13 protein-coding genes are annotated in these 16,632 nt (G+C 38.8%); 8 read left to right on the top strand and 5 right to left on the bottom strand.

Features of this window, described 5'->3' with window-relative positions; genetic code table 11:
- The first annotated feature begins 688 nt into the window (after window positions 1–688).
- Window positions 689–2,455 (top strand): S8 family peptidase, encoded by a 1,767-nt coding sequence (locus U859_RS0129795; protein ID WP_025146860.1) that lies wholly within the window; start codon window positions 689–691, stop codon window positions 2,453–2,455.
- A 109-nt stretch (window positions 2,456–2,564) separates the two neighbouring features.
- Here the strand turns inward: U859_RS0129795 and U859_RS0129790 are convergent, their stop codons facing one another.
- The 3 genes from U859_RS0129790 to U859_RS0129780 are packed head-to-tail and all read right to left on the bottom strand — an operon-like array spanning window position 2,565 to window position 5,458.
- Window positions 2,565–3,344 carry a polysaccharide deacetylase family protein gene (locus U859_RS0129790; protein ID WP_025146859.1) on the bottom strand — a complete coding sequence of 260 codons (780 nt, stop codon included), beginning with the start codon at window positions 3,342–3,344 and terminating at the stop codon, window positions 2,565–2,567.
- Complete coding sequence (locus U859_RS0129785; protein WP_025146858.1) at window positions 3,345–4,277, bottom strand: glycosyltransferase family 2 protein; 933 nt, start codon at window positions 4,275–4,277, stop codon at window positions 3,345–3,347.
- Window positions 4,277–5,458: a glycosyltransferase family 87 protein gene (locus U859_RS0129780; protein ID WP_025146857.1), complete on the bottom strand. Its 1,182-nt coding sequence runs from the start codon at window positions 5,456–5,458 to the stop codon at window positions 4,277–4,279. Before U859_RS0129780 ends, U859_RS0129785 begins: the two co-directional genes overlap by 1 nt.
- A 312-nt stretch (window positions 5,459–5,770) precedes the next feature.
- Between U859_RS0129780 and U859_RS0129775 the strand changes: the two genes are divergently transcribed.
- The gene (locus U859_RS0129775) at window positions 5,771–6,739 is read left to right on the top strand and encodes a phosphatidylinositol-specific phospholipase C (protein WP_025146856.1); all 969 of its coding nucleotides are present in this window, start codon (window positions 5,771–5,773) and stop codon (window positions 6,737–6,739) included.
- 161 nt (window positions 6,740–6,900) lie between these two features.
- Complete coding sequence (locus tag U859_RS0129770) at window positions 6,901–7,551, top strand: HD domain-containing protein (protein ID WP_025146855.1); 651 nt, start codon at window positions 6,901–6,903, stop codon at window positions 7,549–7,551.
- Between the two features lie 159 nt (window positions 7,552–7,710).
- Here the strand turns inward: U859_RS0129770 and U859_RS0129765 are convergent, their stop codons facing one another.
- Both U859_RS0129765 and U859_RS0129760 read right to left on the bottom strand, forming a co-directional pair.
- A complete protein-coding gene (locus tag U859_RS0129765) occupies window positions 7,711–8,571 on the bottom strand; it encodes a helix-turn-helix domain-containing protein (RefSeq protein ID WP_025146854.1) in 861 nt (286 codons plus the stop codon).
- Window positions 8,572–8,670: 99 nt separating this feature from the next.
- A complete protein-coding gene (locus U859_RS0129760; RefSeq protein WP_025146853.1) occupies window positions 8,671–9,297 on the bottom strand; it encodes a Crp/Fnr family transcriptional regulator in 627 nt (208 codons plus the stop codon).
- Between the two features lie 354 nt (window positions 9,298–9,651).
- Between U859_RS0129760 and U859_RS0129750 the strand changes: the two genes are divergently transcribed.
- The 5 genes from U859_RS0129750 (at window position 9,652) to kdpB (ending at window position 16,516) form a co-directional block, all read left to right on the top strand.
- Entirely contained in the window at window positions 9,652–10,257 is a 606-nt protein-coding gene (locus U859_RS0129750) for an N-acetyltransferase (protein WP_025146852.1), read from the top strand.
- Between the two features lie 18 nt (window positions 10,258–10,275).
- Complete coding sequence (locus U859_RS0129745; protein WP_025146851.1) at window positions 10,276–11,388, top strand: M20/M25/M40 family metallo-hydrolase; 1,113 nt, start codon at window positions 10,276–10,278, stop codon at window positions 11,386–11,388.
- Between the two features lie 1,136 nt (window positions 11,389–12,524).
- Complete coding sequence (locus tag U859_RS31780) at window positions 12,525–12,602, top strand: potassium-transporting ATPase subunit F (RefSeq protein WP_082035969.1); 78 nt, start codon at window positions 12,525–12,527, stop codon at window positions 12,600–12,602.
- A gap of 39 nt (window positions 12,603–12,641) precedes the next feature.
- Complete coding sequence (gene kdpA, locus U859_RS0129740) at window positions 12,642–14,360, top strand: potassium-transporting ATPase subunit KdpA (protein WP_025146850.1); 1,719 nt, start codon at window positions 12,642–12,644, stop codon at window positions 14,358–14,360.
- A gap of 128 nt (window positions 14,361–14,488) precedes the next feature.
- Window positions 14,489–16,516, top strand: a complete 2,028-nt coding sequence (gene kdpB, locus U859_RS0129735; protein WP_025146849.1) for a potassium-transporting ATPase subunit KdpB — start codon at window positions 14,489–14,491, stop codon at window positions 16,514–16,516.
- Window positions 16,517–16,632: the final 116 nt, after the last annotated feature.

Below are 16,632 nucleotides of genomic sequence, written 5' to 3'. Positions count from 1 at the left end.
ATAAGAAACCCTTTAACAACACTGTTAAAGGGTTTTCTTTGTTTATGGGCTTTTTGTATCTTCACGGAACATGGTATCTCCAGTCATTAAAATCTATATAGAAGTTAAGTCCACCAGGGCCGATGGTATTGTCCCGAAACTTCGGGATGGGAGAGTAGGTCGGTGCCAAATATTATAAGAAACCCTTTAACAACTTTGTTAAAGGGTTTTCTTTGTTTATGGGCTTTTTTCATATTTCTTACCATTAAGAAGTTAAGAAAAGTTAAGCCCACAAGGGCTAAGGTGATTCCCAGCTTATATTTCTCAATGTCCTTAATTTCTTAATGGTAAAAAGATCTATGTGTTATTCCCCACCATTAAGGAGTTAAAAGTTAAGGGTTTGATCCCGCAGATGCCGCTGATCACCGCAGAGCTTATTCCATTATCCGTTTTACATCTTCCATATTTTTTTCTTCTGCCCAGGTTAAATAGCCCTGATGGCAGCGTTATCCCTTTTGGGCAAGGTGTATTTGTTTAACAGATAGGTTTTCCCAAAAGGATTAAGCGTACAGCAGGACAGAACTTTTAATGTCTGTACTGCCAATGCGCTCCAAAAAATGATAAATCTTCTCTTGTTAAAAAATGTAAAATCTTACATTCTCAAAGTAATAAAACCGTATTATTGTAGCATTACGTACATAATACTATGATGAACGCTAACCTGAAGAAATTAACTTTTCTTGTTTTTATTTTCTGTGTAAGCCTGAGTGCTTTTGCCCAGAATAAAAATGTACAGCTCCCTGCCAACTGGTTTAATTTAGATTTACTTGAAAACGGATATTTTGGTATCAGTACCGAAAAGGCTTACCGTGAGCTGCTAAAAGATAAAAAGCCTAAACAAAACATTATTGTGGCCGTAATTGATGGGGGAGTAGATACCAATCACCCTGATTTACAACAGGTTTTATGGACAAATAAGAGAGAAATTCCTGGGAATGGAATAGATGATGACGGTAATGGCTATATAGATGATATACATGGCTGGAATTTCATAGGATCTAAAAAAGGTAATCTGGAGTTTGATAATTTAGAATTAGTACGCTTATTAAGAATTTATACCCCAAAATATCAGTCTACAACTAATTTAACGCCATTAGATAGTACACAGAAGGAAGAGTTTAGGCTTTATAAAAAAATGGTTAGCGATTTTGGGAAGAAATATGAAGACGCCAGCAATACTTTTTCAGTGCTGATCGCAATCAACAAAGTTTTAGATTCGGTAAGTAAAATAAATAAAAAGGAAATCCCAACATTAGAAGACATCGATCGATATAAAGCCGATGATGAGACAGAGGAACAAGTAAAAACAATTATTAGAAAAGGTTCTAAAGAGGATGGCGGTTTTGATAAGTTTTACAAAAATATAAAGGAAGGGTATAAGCAATATGATGCCATGCTGAAATATAACCTGAATCCTAAATATGATATACGTGCTGAATTAGTGGGCGACGATTATAGCAATTCTTACCAGAAAGATTATGGGAATAATGATGTGAAAGGGCCTGATGCTTTCCACGGTACTCATGTATCAGGTATTATTGGTGCCGACCGTACAAATTCTGTTGGTATTTTAGGCGTAGCCAATAATGTAAGTATTATGGCTATTCGGGTTGTACCTACTGGCGACGAGCGGGACAAAGATGTAGCCAATGGCATCCGTTATGCGGTTGATAATGGCGCGAAAGTTATTAATATGAGTTTCGGTAAGAGCTATAAATGGGATAAAAAGGCTGTAGATTCTGCAGTTAAATATGCCGAAAGCAAAGGTGTATTATTGGTGCATGCCGCAGGGAACGATAACCAGAACAATGATATAGAAGAAAATTTCCCCAACAAGTTTTTTGATAGCAAAGAAGCTGAAGCATATAAAGAAGCCAACAAAAAGCCTGTTAAGCCTGATTTTACCCCGCCTCGCCCCATGGGGCAGAATAATGGAATGGGAATGCGGCCTCCTTTTGAACGGTCAACGCTGGTTAAACCTATTGTTGTAGATTCTGCTAAATTTAATCTTCCACACGCCAGTAATTGGATCGAAGTTGGGGCAAGTGCCTACAAAGATGACGATAACCTGAAAGCTGATTTTTCTAATTATGGCAAATATAGTGTTGATGTTTTTGCTCCGGGTTTTTTAATTAAATCTACAGTGCCAGATAATAAGTATGAAGAAGCTGATGGAACAAGTATGGCTTCGCCGGTTGTGGCTGGTTTAGCCGGACTGATTTTAAGCTATTATCCGGAATTGAAACCTGCTCAGGTAAGAGAGATCATCATGAAATCGGTTTCGAAAGTAGCGCATAAGGTTAAATACAAAAATGAAAAAGGTGAAAATGTTAGGGTGCTTTTTAGCGAAATATGTGTGAGTGGAGGAATTGTTAATGCCTATAATGCACTTAAATTAGCAGAGACGTACAAATAAAGGAGATTTTAGTTTTTTGGAGCACAAGGACATTACAGCTATTTAAGTTTGTTCCCGTGCTCCGGTAACTACCCTGAATACTAAACGAAAAAATACATTTATTAAAAACCTAAGCATCCAGGGTTTTAATAAACTCCTGAAAAGTCCCAAACGGATAGTTTTTCGCCTTCATCCACGAAATAAGGGCTTCCATACGTTCGATCATTTTTCTACCTGTATTTTTCCTCACATAACCTGGGAAACCAAAACGTTCAAAATCGCTTAAATCAGTGAATTCCCAAGGGTGGAAATAAATATTCAGATATTTATCCTTTTTATACGTCCAGTTGGCCAGTGTTTTATAAACACTCAGCGGTAAATTATGAAATGACAACCAAAATAGCGGAAACCTTACAATTGGACTTACTGATGCCGGAATCTGTAATACATTATCTTTAACAAAATGTGTTCTCGAGATGTTAAAATTATTGTACCGTCCAGGTAAATAGGTTGGGTTTATCGAAGTATTATAAGTATATCCTGCCTTTTCAATTTCTTTTTCATCAACAGGCATCATCCTTGCCATGCGGTAACCGGTAATTTCTTTACCAGAAAGTTCTTCTAATTTGAGTTTAGATTGAAGCAGGTGTTCGGGTTTAAAATCCGAATGATAATACCCGTGCGAAGCCAGTTCGTGCCCCGTCTCTGTGATTCGCTTAATAAGATCGGGAATGTTTTCGGCAAAAGTTACCGTACAAAAAAATGTAGCTTTTACGTTGTATTTATCTAAAATATCCAAAATGGCGATGGTACCAGCTCTCGAAATGGCAATCTGATCTTCAAAAGAAATATCTTTTCCATACTCAAAAGGCATATCAAATTCTTCGATATCAAAACTTAACAATACCATTTATTTTTGCTGAATATTAGTTGAACGGATGATGTAATTGGGACGGTTTTTAGACTGCATGAACATTTTGCCTACATAAATACCTATAATACCTAAAATAATAAGCTGTAGCCCCCCAAAAAAGACAATGGTCATAATTACCGATGCCCAGCCAGAAACTTCTACATGGTTTACAAAGGCATAAATAATGTAAGGTATATAAAGTACAGATGCAAATGAAAGGATGAAACCCAGGTAAACAGCAGAATACAGCGGTTTTATACTAAAAGAAGTTACACCATGTAATGCTAACCTTAACATCTTTTTAAAGGTGTATTTGCTCTGTCCCGAAAAACGTGCAGCCGGATTATACCTGATGGCAAATTGTTTAAAACCCAACCATTTTACCAAGCCGCGTAAAAAAGGTTCATTTTCGTGGAAATTCCTGAAAACACTTACCACTTTTTGATCCAGTAACCGGAAATCGGCAGCTCCTGGCTCTAAATCGATATCAGATAGCCAGTTTAAGGTTTTATAAAACAGGTTTGATGAGCTTCTTTTGCCTTTTGACAGATTTTTATCTTCTTCCCTTATGGTATACACCACTTCAAATCCTTCCTGCCATTTCTGAAGCATTTCAGGGATAAGTTCTGGTGGATGCTGCATATCGCAATCCATAGAAATCACACAGTCTCCAAAAGCATGGTCCATTCCAGCTTTTACAGCCAGTTGATGGCCGAAATTTTTAGAAAATTCGAGAAAGAAGATATTATCACCTGTTGCCGCATAATCCTTTATTTTCTCAAGGGTATGATCGGCACTTCCATCATCTACCAGGATAATTTCGTAACGGTAATCGATCGTCGAAAAAACCTGCTTAATACTTTCGGCAATTACGAAAATATTATCGGCTTCATTGTAGGCAGGGATTACTATAGAAACTAATTTATTCATCAATCGGCAATCAGATAAGACTTAAAATCTTCTTTCATCATTTGATATATAATGGTTAACCAAATAATGACGCAAGGTAGGGCTTTAAGCGAATATAGACGAATAAATTCTTTAACAGCCCTGGGGAAAATATCGGTCGGCGATAGGCTGGTTAATACAAAAGCAAAGATAAACAAGGCAATTATCCAGCCTTTTTTAGGGTTTTGCTGCACCATAAACCAGATGGCTACACCAGCAAAAGCAATGATATAAGTTGGCGATTCTGACCCGCTGCTAAATATAACGGTAAAAATCAATGTTGAGGCCAGCAGCATTAGCCTAAAACCTAAATGTTTGTATTGATTGATACGGGTATAAGGTAAACCGAACAATATTAATCCACCTAATAAAAATGGGATATTCGGAATGTTGATGTTACCTGTTATCCGTCTCGCCATTCCCATTAAAGAAATATCCTGAAAAGAAGTTAACGAAGCATTTAATTCATTTTTATGCGCTAAAGAGTGGTACCAGTCGCTATAAGATTGTATAACGAATGCTGGTGAGGAAATGACCATCGGCAAAGCAAACAATATAGCAAATGCAATAAAACAGCCTAAAATAAATTTTAACTTGTTTTTGGTGAAAAAGAAAAAGGCGAGTCCAACTATACCATAAAGTTTTACCAATGTGCCAAAGGCAATAAAAAAGGCAGATTGTACTTCCTTTTTCTTAACCAGGTAAGAGAAACTGAGCAATATAATCCCCGTTAAGGCAATATTAAACTGAAAACTAAAAAGTGCCGTTAATGCCTCGTGCGCACAGATCCAGGCGATGATTGTTCTTTTTTTAAGTGAAACTGGTAAACTGTAGATGCCCCAAAGCAATATGCTTACATTGGCAATGTTCCACAATATACAGCCTAAGCTATCGGGTAACAAGGCAAAAGGTGCTATAAAAACCGAAAACACAGGTCCATAATGGTTGCTATCCCGATATTCAGCATAATTATTATATAAATTCTGAAGATCTGTGGTATGCCAATACACATATTTAAAGATCAGATAATTATTATACGAATGGTGATGATATTGTTTGAAACCAGCAACAATGGCTAGTATGAGGTAAATAGCGACGACACATTGCTTTTTTAAAAGAAATGAGAATACTTTGTTCAAAACGGCTTTTTTTGAAATGTTCATTATGATTAGTGCCGCTAATATAACTATTTTAACAGCTTGTATAATCATCTATTCTAATTGAGAATTGGTTATTTAATTCATCAGTATCCAAATTAAAGCGTTCTTTTCTGGCCACATAAGGCATCAAAGAATATATAGGTTAGGCGGTGAATAATTATTTGTTTTACTAGCTAAGCAACCTGAGATCTCCATTAGTGTTAGCGGGTAAATTAAACAATTATTATAAAATTGTTAAGTGTATCGATTTAGTAAAACCTTTTACTAACTTTAAGACACTGAACCAAATAGATCATCAATCTTCCTTAAAAAACTATGAAGAAACTACAACTGCCACTTTTCGTGGCCTTGGTGCTCACCTTTAGCGCCTGTAAAAAAGAACAACAAGAGACTGAAAAATTTTCCGGGCCAAAACTTAAAGAAAATGTAAATCCAAATGCGGCATTATTAAGTTTTTCGCTCAATAACTGGATGAGCGTACTTGCTGATCAAAACAGCATTGCTACAATTTCTATCCCAGGTACACACGATTCGGGTGCTACAGTTGAACCTGTTGCTGGTACGGCTAAATGTCAGAATCTAAGTATTGCCGATCAGTTAAACGCAGGTGTGCGTTACCTTGATATTCGCTGCAGGCACATCGATAATGCTTTTGCCATCCACCACGGAGCCATTTACCAAAACCTTAATTTTAGTGATGTGCTTAATGCCTGCATTAACTTTTTAAACAGTCACCCAACCGAAGCCATTATTATGAGTGTTAAAGAAGAGCATACGCCATCGAACAATACCCGTTCGTTTGAGCAAACTTTTGACTCTTATGTGCAGCAAAACCCTGGTAAATGGGATTTAGGAAATAACATCCCTACATTAGGTAGTATTCGCGGAAAAATCAGGTTATTGAGAAGATTTTCTGGTTCTTCGCCAAAAGGGATTGATGCAACTGCATGGGCAGATAATACCACCTTCGATATCAATAATGCTGCTGCCAATTTAAAAGTGCAGGATTTTTACAACGTTAATGATGTAAATACAAAATGGACAAGAATAGAAACCTTGTTAAATGAAGCAAAAAATGATACATCGAATAAACTTTACCTTAATTACGCAAGTGGATATAAAGCAGGTATATTCAGTATTCCGAGCATTACTACGGTTTCTAATTCTGTCAATCCAAAAATCACAACCTTTTTTACCAATAACACGCATGGTAAATTCGGTATTATTCCACTTGATTTTGTTGATTCAGGCCGAAGCCAATTAATTATAAACACAAATTTCTAAACCTAAAACACTTGATTTATTGGTTCAGTATTGGCGGTACATCTAAAAGGATGTACCGTTTTGTTTTACCCATCACTGCATAAATTAACATGCACTCGTCGGTTTTTAACAATAACAGACTTTTTTAGCGGTCTACCTTTGAGGTATAAAATTTAAAAGATATGTCAGTTATTAAACCAAAATCAGTTGCCGGGATTTCCATTCCTGATAGTGCCATTGCCAGCCAGGCAACAGAACTTTTATTGGAGCATGGAACAGAATTTATTTATAATCACTCCTTGCGTGTTTTTCTTTTCTCTTCCTTAAACGGAAAAAGAAATAACCTTAAATACGATGCAGAACTATTGTACGTAAGTTCGGTGTTTCATGATCTGGGTTTAACCAAAAAATACAGTAGTGCCGATCTTCGTTTTGAGGTTGACGGAGCAAATGCGGCAAGAGATTTTTTAAAAAGTCATGGCTTGCCTGCAGCATCACTACAATTGGTTTGGGATACCATTGCCCTGCACACTACTATTGGTATTGCCGAACATAAAGAACCAGAGGTGGCCTTGATGTATAGTGGTGTTGGCCTGGATGTAATGGGTGAGGGGTACGAAAACCTTACTGAATCCGATCGGTTAGCTATTGTTGAAGCCTTTCCACGAAATGATTTTAAAAAACAGATTATCCCAACGTTTTTCAGCGGTTTTGAGCATAAAACAGAAACCACTTTTGGCAATATTAAAGCAGATGTGTGCGCTTACATGATTCCTGATTTTCACCGTAAAAACTTTTGCGATTGTATATTGCACTCGCCCTGGAGCGAATAAATAAGTGTTGCCATCTCGACCGGAGTTTTTTAAGCAGACCATCATCTCGACTGAAGCGTAGCGGAATGGAGAGATCTATCTCAAGGCAGATTTCTCGACTTCGTTACACCCGATAGCTATCGGGTTCGCTCGAAATGAAGATACCCGGAATTAACATTCTTAAATCCCAAGATTAACAAAGCGCATTCTGTAATCCTGGGGAGAAATGGTGGTGTTCTTTTTAAAAAAGTGGCTAAAGTGATCTGGTGAACTAAAATTAAGCTGATAGGCAATTTCTTTAATCGGTTTTGACGAAAATTGAAGAGATCGTTTAGCTTCTGCGATCAATTGACCATTGATAAGGTCTTTAGCGCCTTTGCCACAACACTTTTTAGAAAGTTCGGTCAATTTTCTGGCTGATATACCCATTAAATCAGCATAATCGCCAACCTCATGCGAAGTTTGGTAATGCTGGCTGATCAATTCGATAAAATTACGGTAAAGCTTATTATCGTGCTTATCAATCCCAGCTGTTAAGGCTGCACTGGCATTGGCAATTTTAATCATAATGATTTTTAGATATGCCGCCAATGCATCTAATTTATTCACATATGCTGAAGCAGAAAACTCATGATATAAACTGCCGAAGAGTGTGCTTAGTTGATCGTAGTCATTTACATTTAATAATAGCTGCTGATTGTTTGCTGCATTATTGAATAGTACAGCCTTACAGTTATTGGCACTGGAAGGGCTTCTTTCCCAAAAGCAATCTCCAAAGCTCAATTCAAATCCGGAAAATTTGGTGCCTCCTTTGAAATCGACAACCTGTCCTTTTGCAATCAAAAAGATCTCCTGACCATTGATCAGAAAAGCTTGGTCATCAATATAAATTTCTCCCGATCCCTGTGATAGAAGTAAAATCCGGTGGTAAGTTAATCGATATGCCGATGGTTCAATACAAAAATCTTCCTTAAAATAACATATGGAAAAAGAATCCTTTAAATCCTTTTCGGTTTTTGCTTTAAGTCCCGTTTTCCTCATTATTTATATAGGTTAATCTGCACCACGATATATGCGAAAAGCATTCCATTAAGTCCATATGGGTATACACCATGCAAAGATAAAAAACTTCGATTTTATTTATACAGCAACATTCTGCTCAGGCACTTTTTGAAGTTCTTTACTTCTGATCCTGCTTAAAGTTTCTAATCTCATACCTAAATAACTGGCCAGGTAGCGTAGCGGTATTTTGTTTAGGTCTATTTTTTTGCTTTCTTCCAGTTTCTGATATCTGCGCAATGCATTTGGAATCCGGGCCAGGATTGATCTTTCAGATGCAGCATAATAGTGCAGTGCCAAAAGTTTTCGGCCAACAATATTGGCTTCCTCGAAATTGGAATAAGCATACTCGATCAGGCTATAGGGGATGCGGATCAGTTCGCAATCTTCGAGTGCCTGCAAATATTCAACAGAATGGTAGGGTTGGAGATCTGGATGGCGGATGGCGCCAACAATATTGTTTCCAAAGCAGAACCAGGTGGTTATATCTTTATTACTATCTTTTATAAAACCCCGCACAATACCGCTTACCACGAAATAAAGGGCTGCATTACTATCAACCGGTGAAACAATGTGTTTATTTTTTTTAACGGTTAACCGTGTACACTGCGTGGCATAATGTGCGGCAAGAAGCGGAGAAATGGGGTGATATTGCTCCATATATTCGATAAGTGGCTTAACAAAGGAGCTGCTGTTGATATTTGGCATGATACCATAAAGTTTAGTTCAAATAAAGGGATCTACGACATATATAATGTACAAAAAAAATTAAATAATTAACACATCTCTGTTAATCGTAATTAATCTAATCAAGATATTCCTGTTAGGTGTAAATCAACATACGTTAAATAACAGGAGAAGGTTTTCTGTTTATTATCAACAAAATTACATTATGCTTTACCAAAATGGAATTTAGCCTTTCATTTTGGTAGGGTATGGACAGCGGGCTATAATTTTTTGAATAAAAATAAAAGCTAATGGATTGTTTAAACCACAATTGCGGCCATAAGATGATTTACGGTATTCGATTTGTAATAGGCGCGGCATGAAATTTTAATCATCATGGATAACCAGATCATTTTTGTACGTATCGCCAATCATAACGATGCACCTTACGCAGAAGAAATTATAACAGAAACAGAACAATCGGCCATAGCACGTGGCTCAGGGATCGCTAAAAGAACGGCAGCATCAGTTATTGAAAAAATGACAGCAGGCAAGGCTGTTATTGCCTTAACCAATACCGGAGAGTGGGTAGGATTTTCTTACCTCGAGACCTGGGAAGACGGCCGTTTCGTTTCTAACTCAGGATTAATTGTAGCCCCAAAATTCAGGAACTCTGGCGTAGCCAGATCAATAAAAGACAGGATCTTCAAAATGTCGAGAAGATTGTACCCCAATTCAAAAATCTTTAGCATTACCTCTGGTCCGGCCATTATGCGGATGAATGCCAAACTCGGTTTTCTGCCGGTAAGTTTTGCAGAGATCACTCACGATGAACATTTCTGGGAAGGTTGCAAAAGCTGTGTGAACTACGATATTTTAGAACGCAAAAAAAAATGCAACTGTTTGTGTACCGCTATGCTTTTTGATCCCGAATATTTTATCGAAGCGCAACCTGTAGTGTACCAGCAGACAGAAATTTACCAGGAAGTTGCCCATTCTTAATCACCTAATCAAAACATCATGAATACCATTAGTAAAATACACCTTACCGAAGGTCCTGATCTTAACCATTTATATCAGGAATCGGTCGAACTCCTTTCTACATTAATTAATATTCCTTCATTCAGCGGCGAGGAAACGCTAACAGCCGATCATATCGAATCTTTCTTAAATCTGCATGGCGTTAATACCATGAGAAAACACAACAATGTGTGGTGCTACAATAAATATATGGATGCATCAAAACCAACCATCCTTTTAAACTCTCATCACGATACGGTGAAACCGAACGGGCAGTACTTGCGTGACCCTTTTAGTCCAACTATTGAAAATGAAAAGCTATACGGATTAGGCAGCAATGATGCGGGAGGACCGTTAGTATCATTAATAGCCACTTTTTTGTATTTTTTTGAACGGAAAGATTTGTCTTTCAACCTTTGTTTAGCTGCTACAGCTGAAGAAGAAACCTCAGGCGAACTAGGTATCCGCGATATATTGGGTGATGTTAAAGAAATTTCTTTTGCCATAGTTGGTGAGCCAACCTGTATGCAGATGGCTATTGCCGAAAAAGGTTCGATGGTGATTGATTGTATTGCTAAAGGCCGATCCGGTCATGCAGCCCGCGAAGAGGGCGATAATGCCATTTATCATGCCTTAAAAGATATTGAATGGTTTAAAAGTTACCTGTTCCCGATTATGGATGGCGAGCCTCAGCCCGTAAAAATGACCGTGACCGAAATCAGGGCTGGTATTCAGCATAATATTGTACCTGGTGAATGTAGTTTTACAGTTGATATCCGTTTCGATCACAACTATACTGAGAGGGAAATTGTAAACACCATCATCAACCATACTTCATGCGATTTTACGCTCCGACCGAATGTTTTAAAACCATCTTATATCGATATTCTTCATCCATTGGTGGTGGCCGGGCTTTCACTGGGCAGGCAAACCTATCTCTCGCCAACAAGTTCAGATCAGGGCTGGTTAGATATGCCATCGGTTAAAATGGGGCCGGGTAATTCTGCCCGTTCACATACCGCTGATGAATTTATTGGTATTGAAGAGATTGAAGAAGGCATTGATATTTATATTAGTTTATTAGAGTCGTTGGAATTGGAGCAAGGTAAGTAGGCTTCATTCAACACCATCTGTCATTCTGAACGCAGTGAAGACCTGCGTAGCAAGCATGAATGCCTTTTAAATCTTAAACACAGCATGAATAATCCCTAACCGATGAAAAACTGAACCCAAATCACGCTACGTTCAAAGCGGTAGGTTCATTTAAGCAATTGTTAATGCAAAACAGATTCTTCACAGCGTTCAGAATGATAATTAACTAGTCTTAGCGTCTCGCTAAGACTAATTTTTTGCCACGGAAACTCAGAAACACGGAATTAAATGGTAGGTCTTAGCGAGACGCTAAGACCAGAATAAGTTTGTCATCCTGAGCGTAGTCGAAGGATCTCTAACCGATGAAACACAGTATCTAATTACCCTACGTTCAAAGCTATAGGGTAATTTAAGCAATTGCTCATGCAAAACAGATTCTTCACTGCGTTCAGAATGACAATTGACTAGTCTTACCTAGTCTTAGCGTCTCGCTATGGCTAATTTTTTGCCACGGAAACTCAGAAACACGGAATTAAATGGTAGGTCTTAGCGAGACGCTAAGACCAGAATAAGTTTGTCATCCTGAGCGTAGTCGAAGGATCCCTAGCCGATGAAAAACTGAACCCAAATCACGCTACGTTCAAAGCGGTAGGTTCATTTAAGCCATTGTTCATGCAAAACAAGATTCTTCACTGCGTTCAGAATGACAGTTACCTAGTCTTAGCGTCTCGCTAAGGCTAATTTTTTGCCACGGAAACTCCCTCCAAAAGCGCCGTCATCTCGACTGTAGCGTAGCGGAATGGAGAGATCTATCTCGAGATAGATTTCTCGACTACATTGCACCCGATAGCTATCGGGGCCGCTCGAAATGACGGAACGAGGGGAGCTACATAAGTACATACCATTTTTCCCCACTATGAAAAAAACCTTTCCAAAATGGAAGGGTTTTTTTATGCCTGATTTTTATAAAAAAAATTAAATATAGTTTAAATAATTGATAATGAGGTTATTGAGTGTGTTTTTTCTTTTATGGTACAAGAGTTGGCTAATGGCATTCAAAATCATTAGAATCATGACAATACTACATTTTTTAATCCTCGTCCTGCTCTGCTGGGCAACTTACAAATCAATCGACTGGTTCGAAAAAATCTAACATTATGATCGCATTATTCATTATCGCCATCGCCGTATTTATCTATATGATCTACGTGCTGATCAAACCCGAAAAATTTTAATCTTTTCTCCTAAGTGGAGAGCAATTAACAAATCAAAAAATGAACACTGAATTAACAGGCATTATCGCCACCTTCCTGCTTACCCTGGTTATCGCAATACCATTGGGTAAATACCTGGCCAAGGTTTTTGCAGGAGAAAAAGTCTGGACAGACTTTTTAAAGCCATTGGAAACTGGCATATATAAGCTTTCCGGAATTAATGTAAAAGAACAAATGAACTGGAAGCAGCAGATGAAAGCACTGCTTACCATTAATATATTATGGTTGTTCTATGGTTTTTTCGTTCTTATTTTTCAGGATAAACTTCCTTTCAATCCGGATGGAAACCCTGGGATGACACCCGATCTGGCCTTTAATACCATTATCAGCTTTGTTGCCAACTGTAACCTTCAGCATTATTCGGGCGAGAGCGGCGTTAGCTACCTCACTCAGCAATATGTACTGATGTTTCTTCAGTTTGTTAGTGCGGCTACAGGTATCGCTGCTGCAGTGGTGTTTTTTAAAGCTTTTAGAGATAAAACAACCACTCAACTGGGCAATTTCTGGGAGTTCTTTGTTAAAGCGATTACCCGTTTATTGTTGCCTTTATCCGTTATAGTGGCTCTGATATTAACTTTTAACGGTACGCCTGCAAGTTACGATGGGAAAGACAAATTTATTTCTTTGCAGGGTGATACCGTAAATGTTTCGAGAGGTCCGGCAGCACAAATGATTGCCATTAAACACTTAGGTACAAACGGCGGAGGTTATTTTGGCGCCAATTCGGCACATCCATTTGAAAACCCAAGCTACCTTACTGATATGGTTGAGCTGATTGCACAGGTAATTATCCCGATTGCCATGGTAATTGCTTTCGGTTATTTTATCCGAAGGAAAAAATTGGCCTGGACCATTTTTGGGGTAATGACCATCGGTTTGTTTATGCTGCTCATCCCGATGCTTAACTCAGAATTGGGAGGAAATCCTGCCTTAGCGAAAATGGGTATTTCACAGACTACGGGAGCAATGGAAGGAAAAGAAGTCCGCTTCGGTCCGGCTGCCTCTGCTTATTGGGCAACGGTAACTACTATTATTTCTACGGGTTCTGTAAACAGTATGCACGATAGTACCATGCCGATGTCGGGTACCTGGCAGTTATTGGGCATGATGATCAACTCGTTTTATGGTGGTTGTGGTGTAGGTATATTGAACTATTTCATCTACCTGATTGTTGCCGTATTTATTTCGGGATTGATGGTGGGCAGAACGCCCGAGTTTCTTGGACATAAAGTAGAAGCAAGGGAAATTAAAATTGCCGCAATCATTACATTGTTAAGTCCCTTTCTGATCCTTGCTGGTACAGCCATTGCAAGTTATATATTTACCAGTCATGGAGATGCTGCCTGGGCCGTTCAGCCTAAAAACTGGCTCAATAACCCAAGTTTCCATGGATTCTCTGAGATGCTTTATGAAATGACTTCATCCAATGCCAATAACGGTTCGGGATTTGAAGGACTGGGTGATAACAATATCTTCTGGAATTTATCTACCGGTATTGTGATTTTCCTCGGCCGTTTCTTACCGATTATCGGTCCTGTTGCCATCGCTGGATTATTAGGTGCCAAAAAATTCATTCCTGAATCGGCCGGTACACTTAAAACAGATACTAAAACCTTTGCCCTGATGACTTTTGCCGTGATCATTGTACTGAACGCATTATCTTATTTCCCTGCATTGGCACTAGGTCCATTGGCAGAATACTTCACCATGCTTAAATAAACGAGAATTGTCACATTGAGCTTGTCGAAATGAAGTTATCAAAGTTCCTTCGACAAGCTCAGGATGACAAACCACAACATAATCTGTGAAATCAATTAAATCTGTGAAATCACATAACAAATAAAAAAATGAAACCCAATAATAAATTGTTCGAACCTGCCTTGGTGCAGACCGCACTAAAACAATCTTTCATTAAGCTAGATCCAAGGGCGATGGTCCGCAACCCGGTAATGTTTACCGTAGAGATCGGAACGCTGGTAATGGCTTACGTTACGATATATTCTTTCAGCCATAGCGGACAGGGATCACCATTATATAATTTCTTTATCTTTTTGGTACTGTTGCTTACGGTATTGTTTGCAAATTTTGCCGAAGCCATTGCAGAGGCAAGAGGTAAAGCACAGGCCGATAGTTTACGTAAAACAAGGGAAGAAACACCAGCTAAAGTACTTTTAGCAAACGGAACCATTGAAATCCGCTCATCCAACCAATTAAAAAAAGGCGATGTGTTCGTTTGTGAAACAGGCGATACCATCCCAACCGATGGAGAAATTATCGAAGGGATTGCAACTATTGACGAATCAGCCATAACAGGAGAATCTGCTCCGGTAATCCGTGAATCGGGTGGTGATAAATCTTCGGTAACAGGCGGTACAAAAGTTTTATCTGATGAGATTAAAGTTCAGGTGAGCACTGCTCCCGGCGAAAGCTTTTTGGATAAAATGATTGCCCTGGTTGAAGGTGCATCACGTCAGAAAACACCAAACGAAATTGCCTTAACCATTTTATTGGCCAGTTTTACCCTGGTATTTATCATTGTATGCGTAACCTTGAAACCTTTTGCCGATTACGCCAATACACCGATCACTATTGCGGCATTAATCTCCCTGTTTGTATGTTTAATCCCTACCACCATCGGCGGACTTTTATCAGCCATCGGTATCGCAGGGATGGACAGGGCATTAAGAGCCAACGTAATTACCAAATCGGGTAAAGCAGTAGAAACTGCCGGAGATATTGATGTGTTGCTTTTAGATAAAACCGGAACCATCACCATTGGTAACCGTAAAGCCACCAATTTTTATCCAACAGCTGGTGTAAATATTAAAGCTTTTACCGATGCCTGTGTGTTAAGCTCATTGGCTGATGAAACCCCTGAAGGAAAATCGATCATCGAACTGGCTGCAGAACAAGGTTTCAAATCTGCCGGAACGCCAAAGGGGTCAACATTTATCAAGTTTACGGCCGAAACCCGTTCAAGTGGATTGGATACTGCCGATGGAAGAAGAATCAGAAAAGGGGCTTTCGATTCGATCAGGAATATTGTACAAAAAGCCGGAAATAATTTTCCTTCTGATATCGAAAATCATGTAAAAAACATCGCCACTAATGGCGGTACCCCTTTAGTAGTATCCGAAAACGAAAAAGCCCTTGGCGTGATCGAATTGCAGGATATCATTAAACCAGGTATTAGCGAACGTTTCGAACGTCTACGTAAAATGGGTGTAAAAACAGTAATGGTTACCGGTGATAACCCTTTAACAGCTAAATATATCGCAGAAAAAGCAGGTGTTGATGATTTTATTGCAGAGGCTAAACCTGAGGATAAAATGAACTACATTAAAGATGAGCAAGCACTTGGTAAGCTGGTAGCCATGATGGGCGACGGGACTAATGATGCCCCTGCCTTAGCACAGGCCGATGTTGGTGTAGCCATGAATAGTGGAACACAGGCAGCAAAAGAAGCAGGTAATATGGTGGATTTGGATAACGACCCAACCAAACTGATCGAGATTGTAGAAATCGGTAAACAATTGTTGATTACCCGCGGTACATTAACCACTTTTTCCATCGCGAATGATGTGGCCAAATATTTTGCAATCGTTCCTGCCTTGTTTATCGCATCAATTCCTGCGCTGCAAAGCCTGAATATTATGGGCCTGCACTCACCAGAATCAGCAATTATGTCGGCGGTGATTTTCAACGCGATCATTATCCCGATCCTGATCCCATTGGCTTTAAAAGGTGTAGCCTACAAACCTATTGGTGCAACTGCTTTATTACGCCGTAACCTGTTTATATACGGTATCGGCGGTGTGGTAGCTCCATTTATAGGGATTAAAATAATCGATTTATTGGTCGGATTATTTGTGTAAAGAAAAATGTCATTCTGAGCGCAGCGAAGAATCTGTAAGCGATAAGGAAGTATCTAAAATCTGGCAATGCCTAATAAGTTAGAAATGCTTCGTTCCTCAGCATGACAGCAATTAAA

This window comes from Pedobacter jeongneungensis, assembly GCF_000633455.1.
Lineage (GTDB): Bacteria > Bacteroidota > Bacteroidia > Sphingobacteriales > Sphingobacteriaceae > Pedobacter > Pedobacter jeongneungensis_A.
The sequence above is the reverse complement of the archived record's forward strand: the minus strand, read 5'-3'. Positions and strand labels throughout refer to the sequence as shown.

What these genes read in the sequence shown, in the direction of transcription:
- U859_RS0129795 (WP_025146860.1), top strand. Translation starts at nt 689, where the DNA reads ATGAACGCTAACCTGAAGAAATTAACTTTTCTTGTTTTTATTTTCTGT.
- U859_RS0129790 (WP_025146859.1), bottom strand. Translation starts at nt 3,344, where the DNA reads ATGGTATTGTTAAGTTTTGATATCGAAGAATTTGATATGCCTTTTGAG.
- U859_RS0129785 (WP_025146858.1), bottom strand. Translation starts at nt 4,277, where the DNA reads ATGAATAAATTAGTTTCTATAGTAATCCCTGCCTACAATGAAGCCGAT.
- U859_RS0129780 (WP_025146857.1), bottom strand. Translation starts at nt 5,458, where the DNA reads ATGAACATTTCAAAAAAAGCCGTTTTGAACAAAGTATTCTCATTTCTT.
- U859_RS0129775 (WP_025146856.1), top strand. Translation starts at nt 5,771, where the DNA reads ATGAAGAAACTACAACTGCCACTTTTCGTGGCCTTGGTGCTCACCTTT.
- U859_RS0129770 (WP_025146855.1), top strand. Translation starts at nt 6,901, where the DNA reads ATGTCAGTTATTAAACCAAAATCAGTTGCCGGGATTTCCATTCCTGAT.
- U859_RS0129765 (WP_025146854.1), bottom strand. Translation starts at nt 8,571, where the DNA reads ATGAGGAAAACGGGACTTAAAGCAAAAACCGAAAAGGATTTAAAGGAT.
- U859_RS0129760 (WP_025146853.1), bottom strand. Translation starts at nt 9,297, where the DNA reads ATGCCAAATATCAACAGCAGCTCCTTTGTTAAGCCACTTATCGAATAT.
- U859_RS0129750 (WP_025146852.1), top strand. Translation starts at nt 9,652, where the DNA reads ATGGATAACCAGATCATTTTTGTACGTATCGCCAATCATAACGATGCA.
- U859_RS0129745 (WP_025146851.1), top strand. Translation starts at nt 10,276, where the DNA reads ATGAATACCATTAGTAAAATACACCTTACCGAAGGTCCTGATCTTAAC.
- U859_RS31780 (WP_082035969.1), top strand. Translation starts at nt 12,525, where the DNA reads ATGATCGCATTATTCATTATCGCCATCGCCGTATTTATCTATATGATC.
- kdpA (WP_025146850.1), top strand. Translation starts at nt 12,642, where the DNA reads ATGAACACTGAATTAACAGGCATTATCGCCACCTTCCTGCTTACCCTG.
- kdpB (WP_025146849.1), top strand. Translation starts at nt 14,489, where the DNA reads ATGAAACCCAATAATAAATTGTTCGAACCTGCCTTGGTGCAGACCGCA.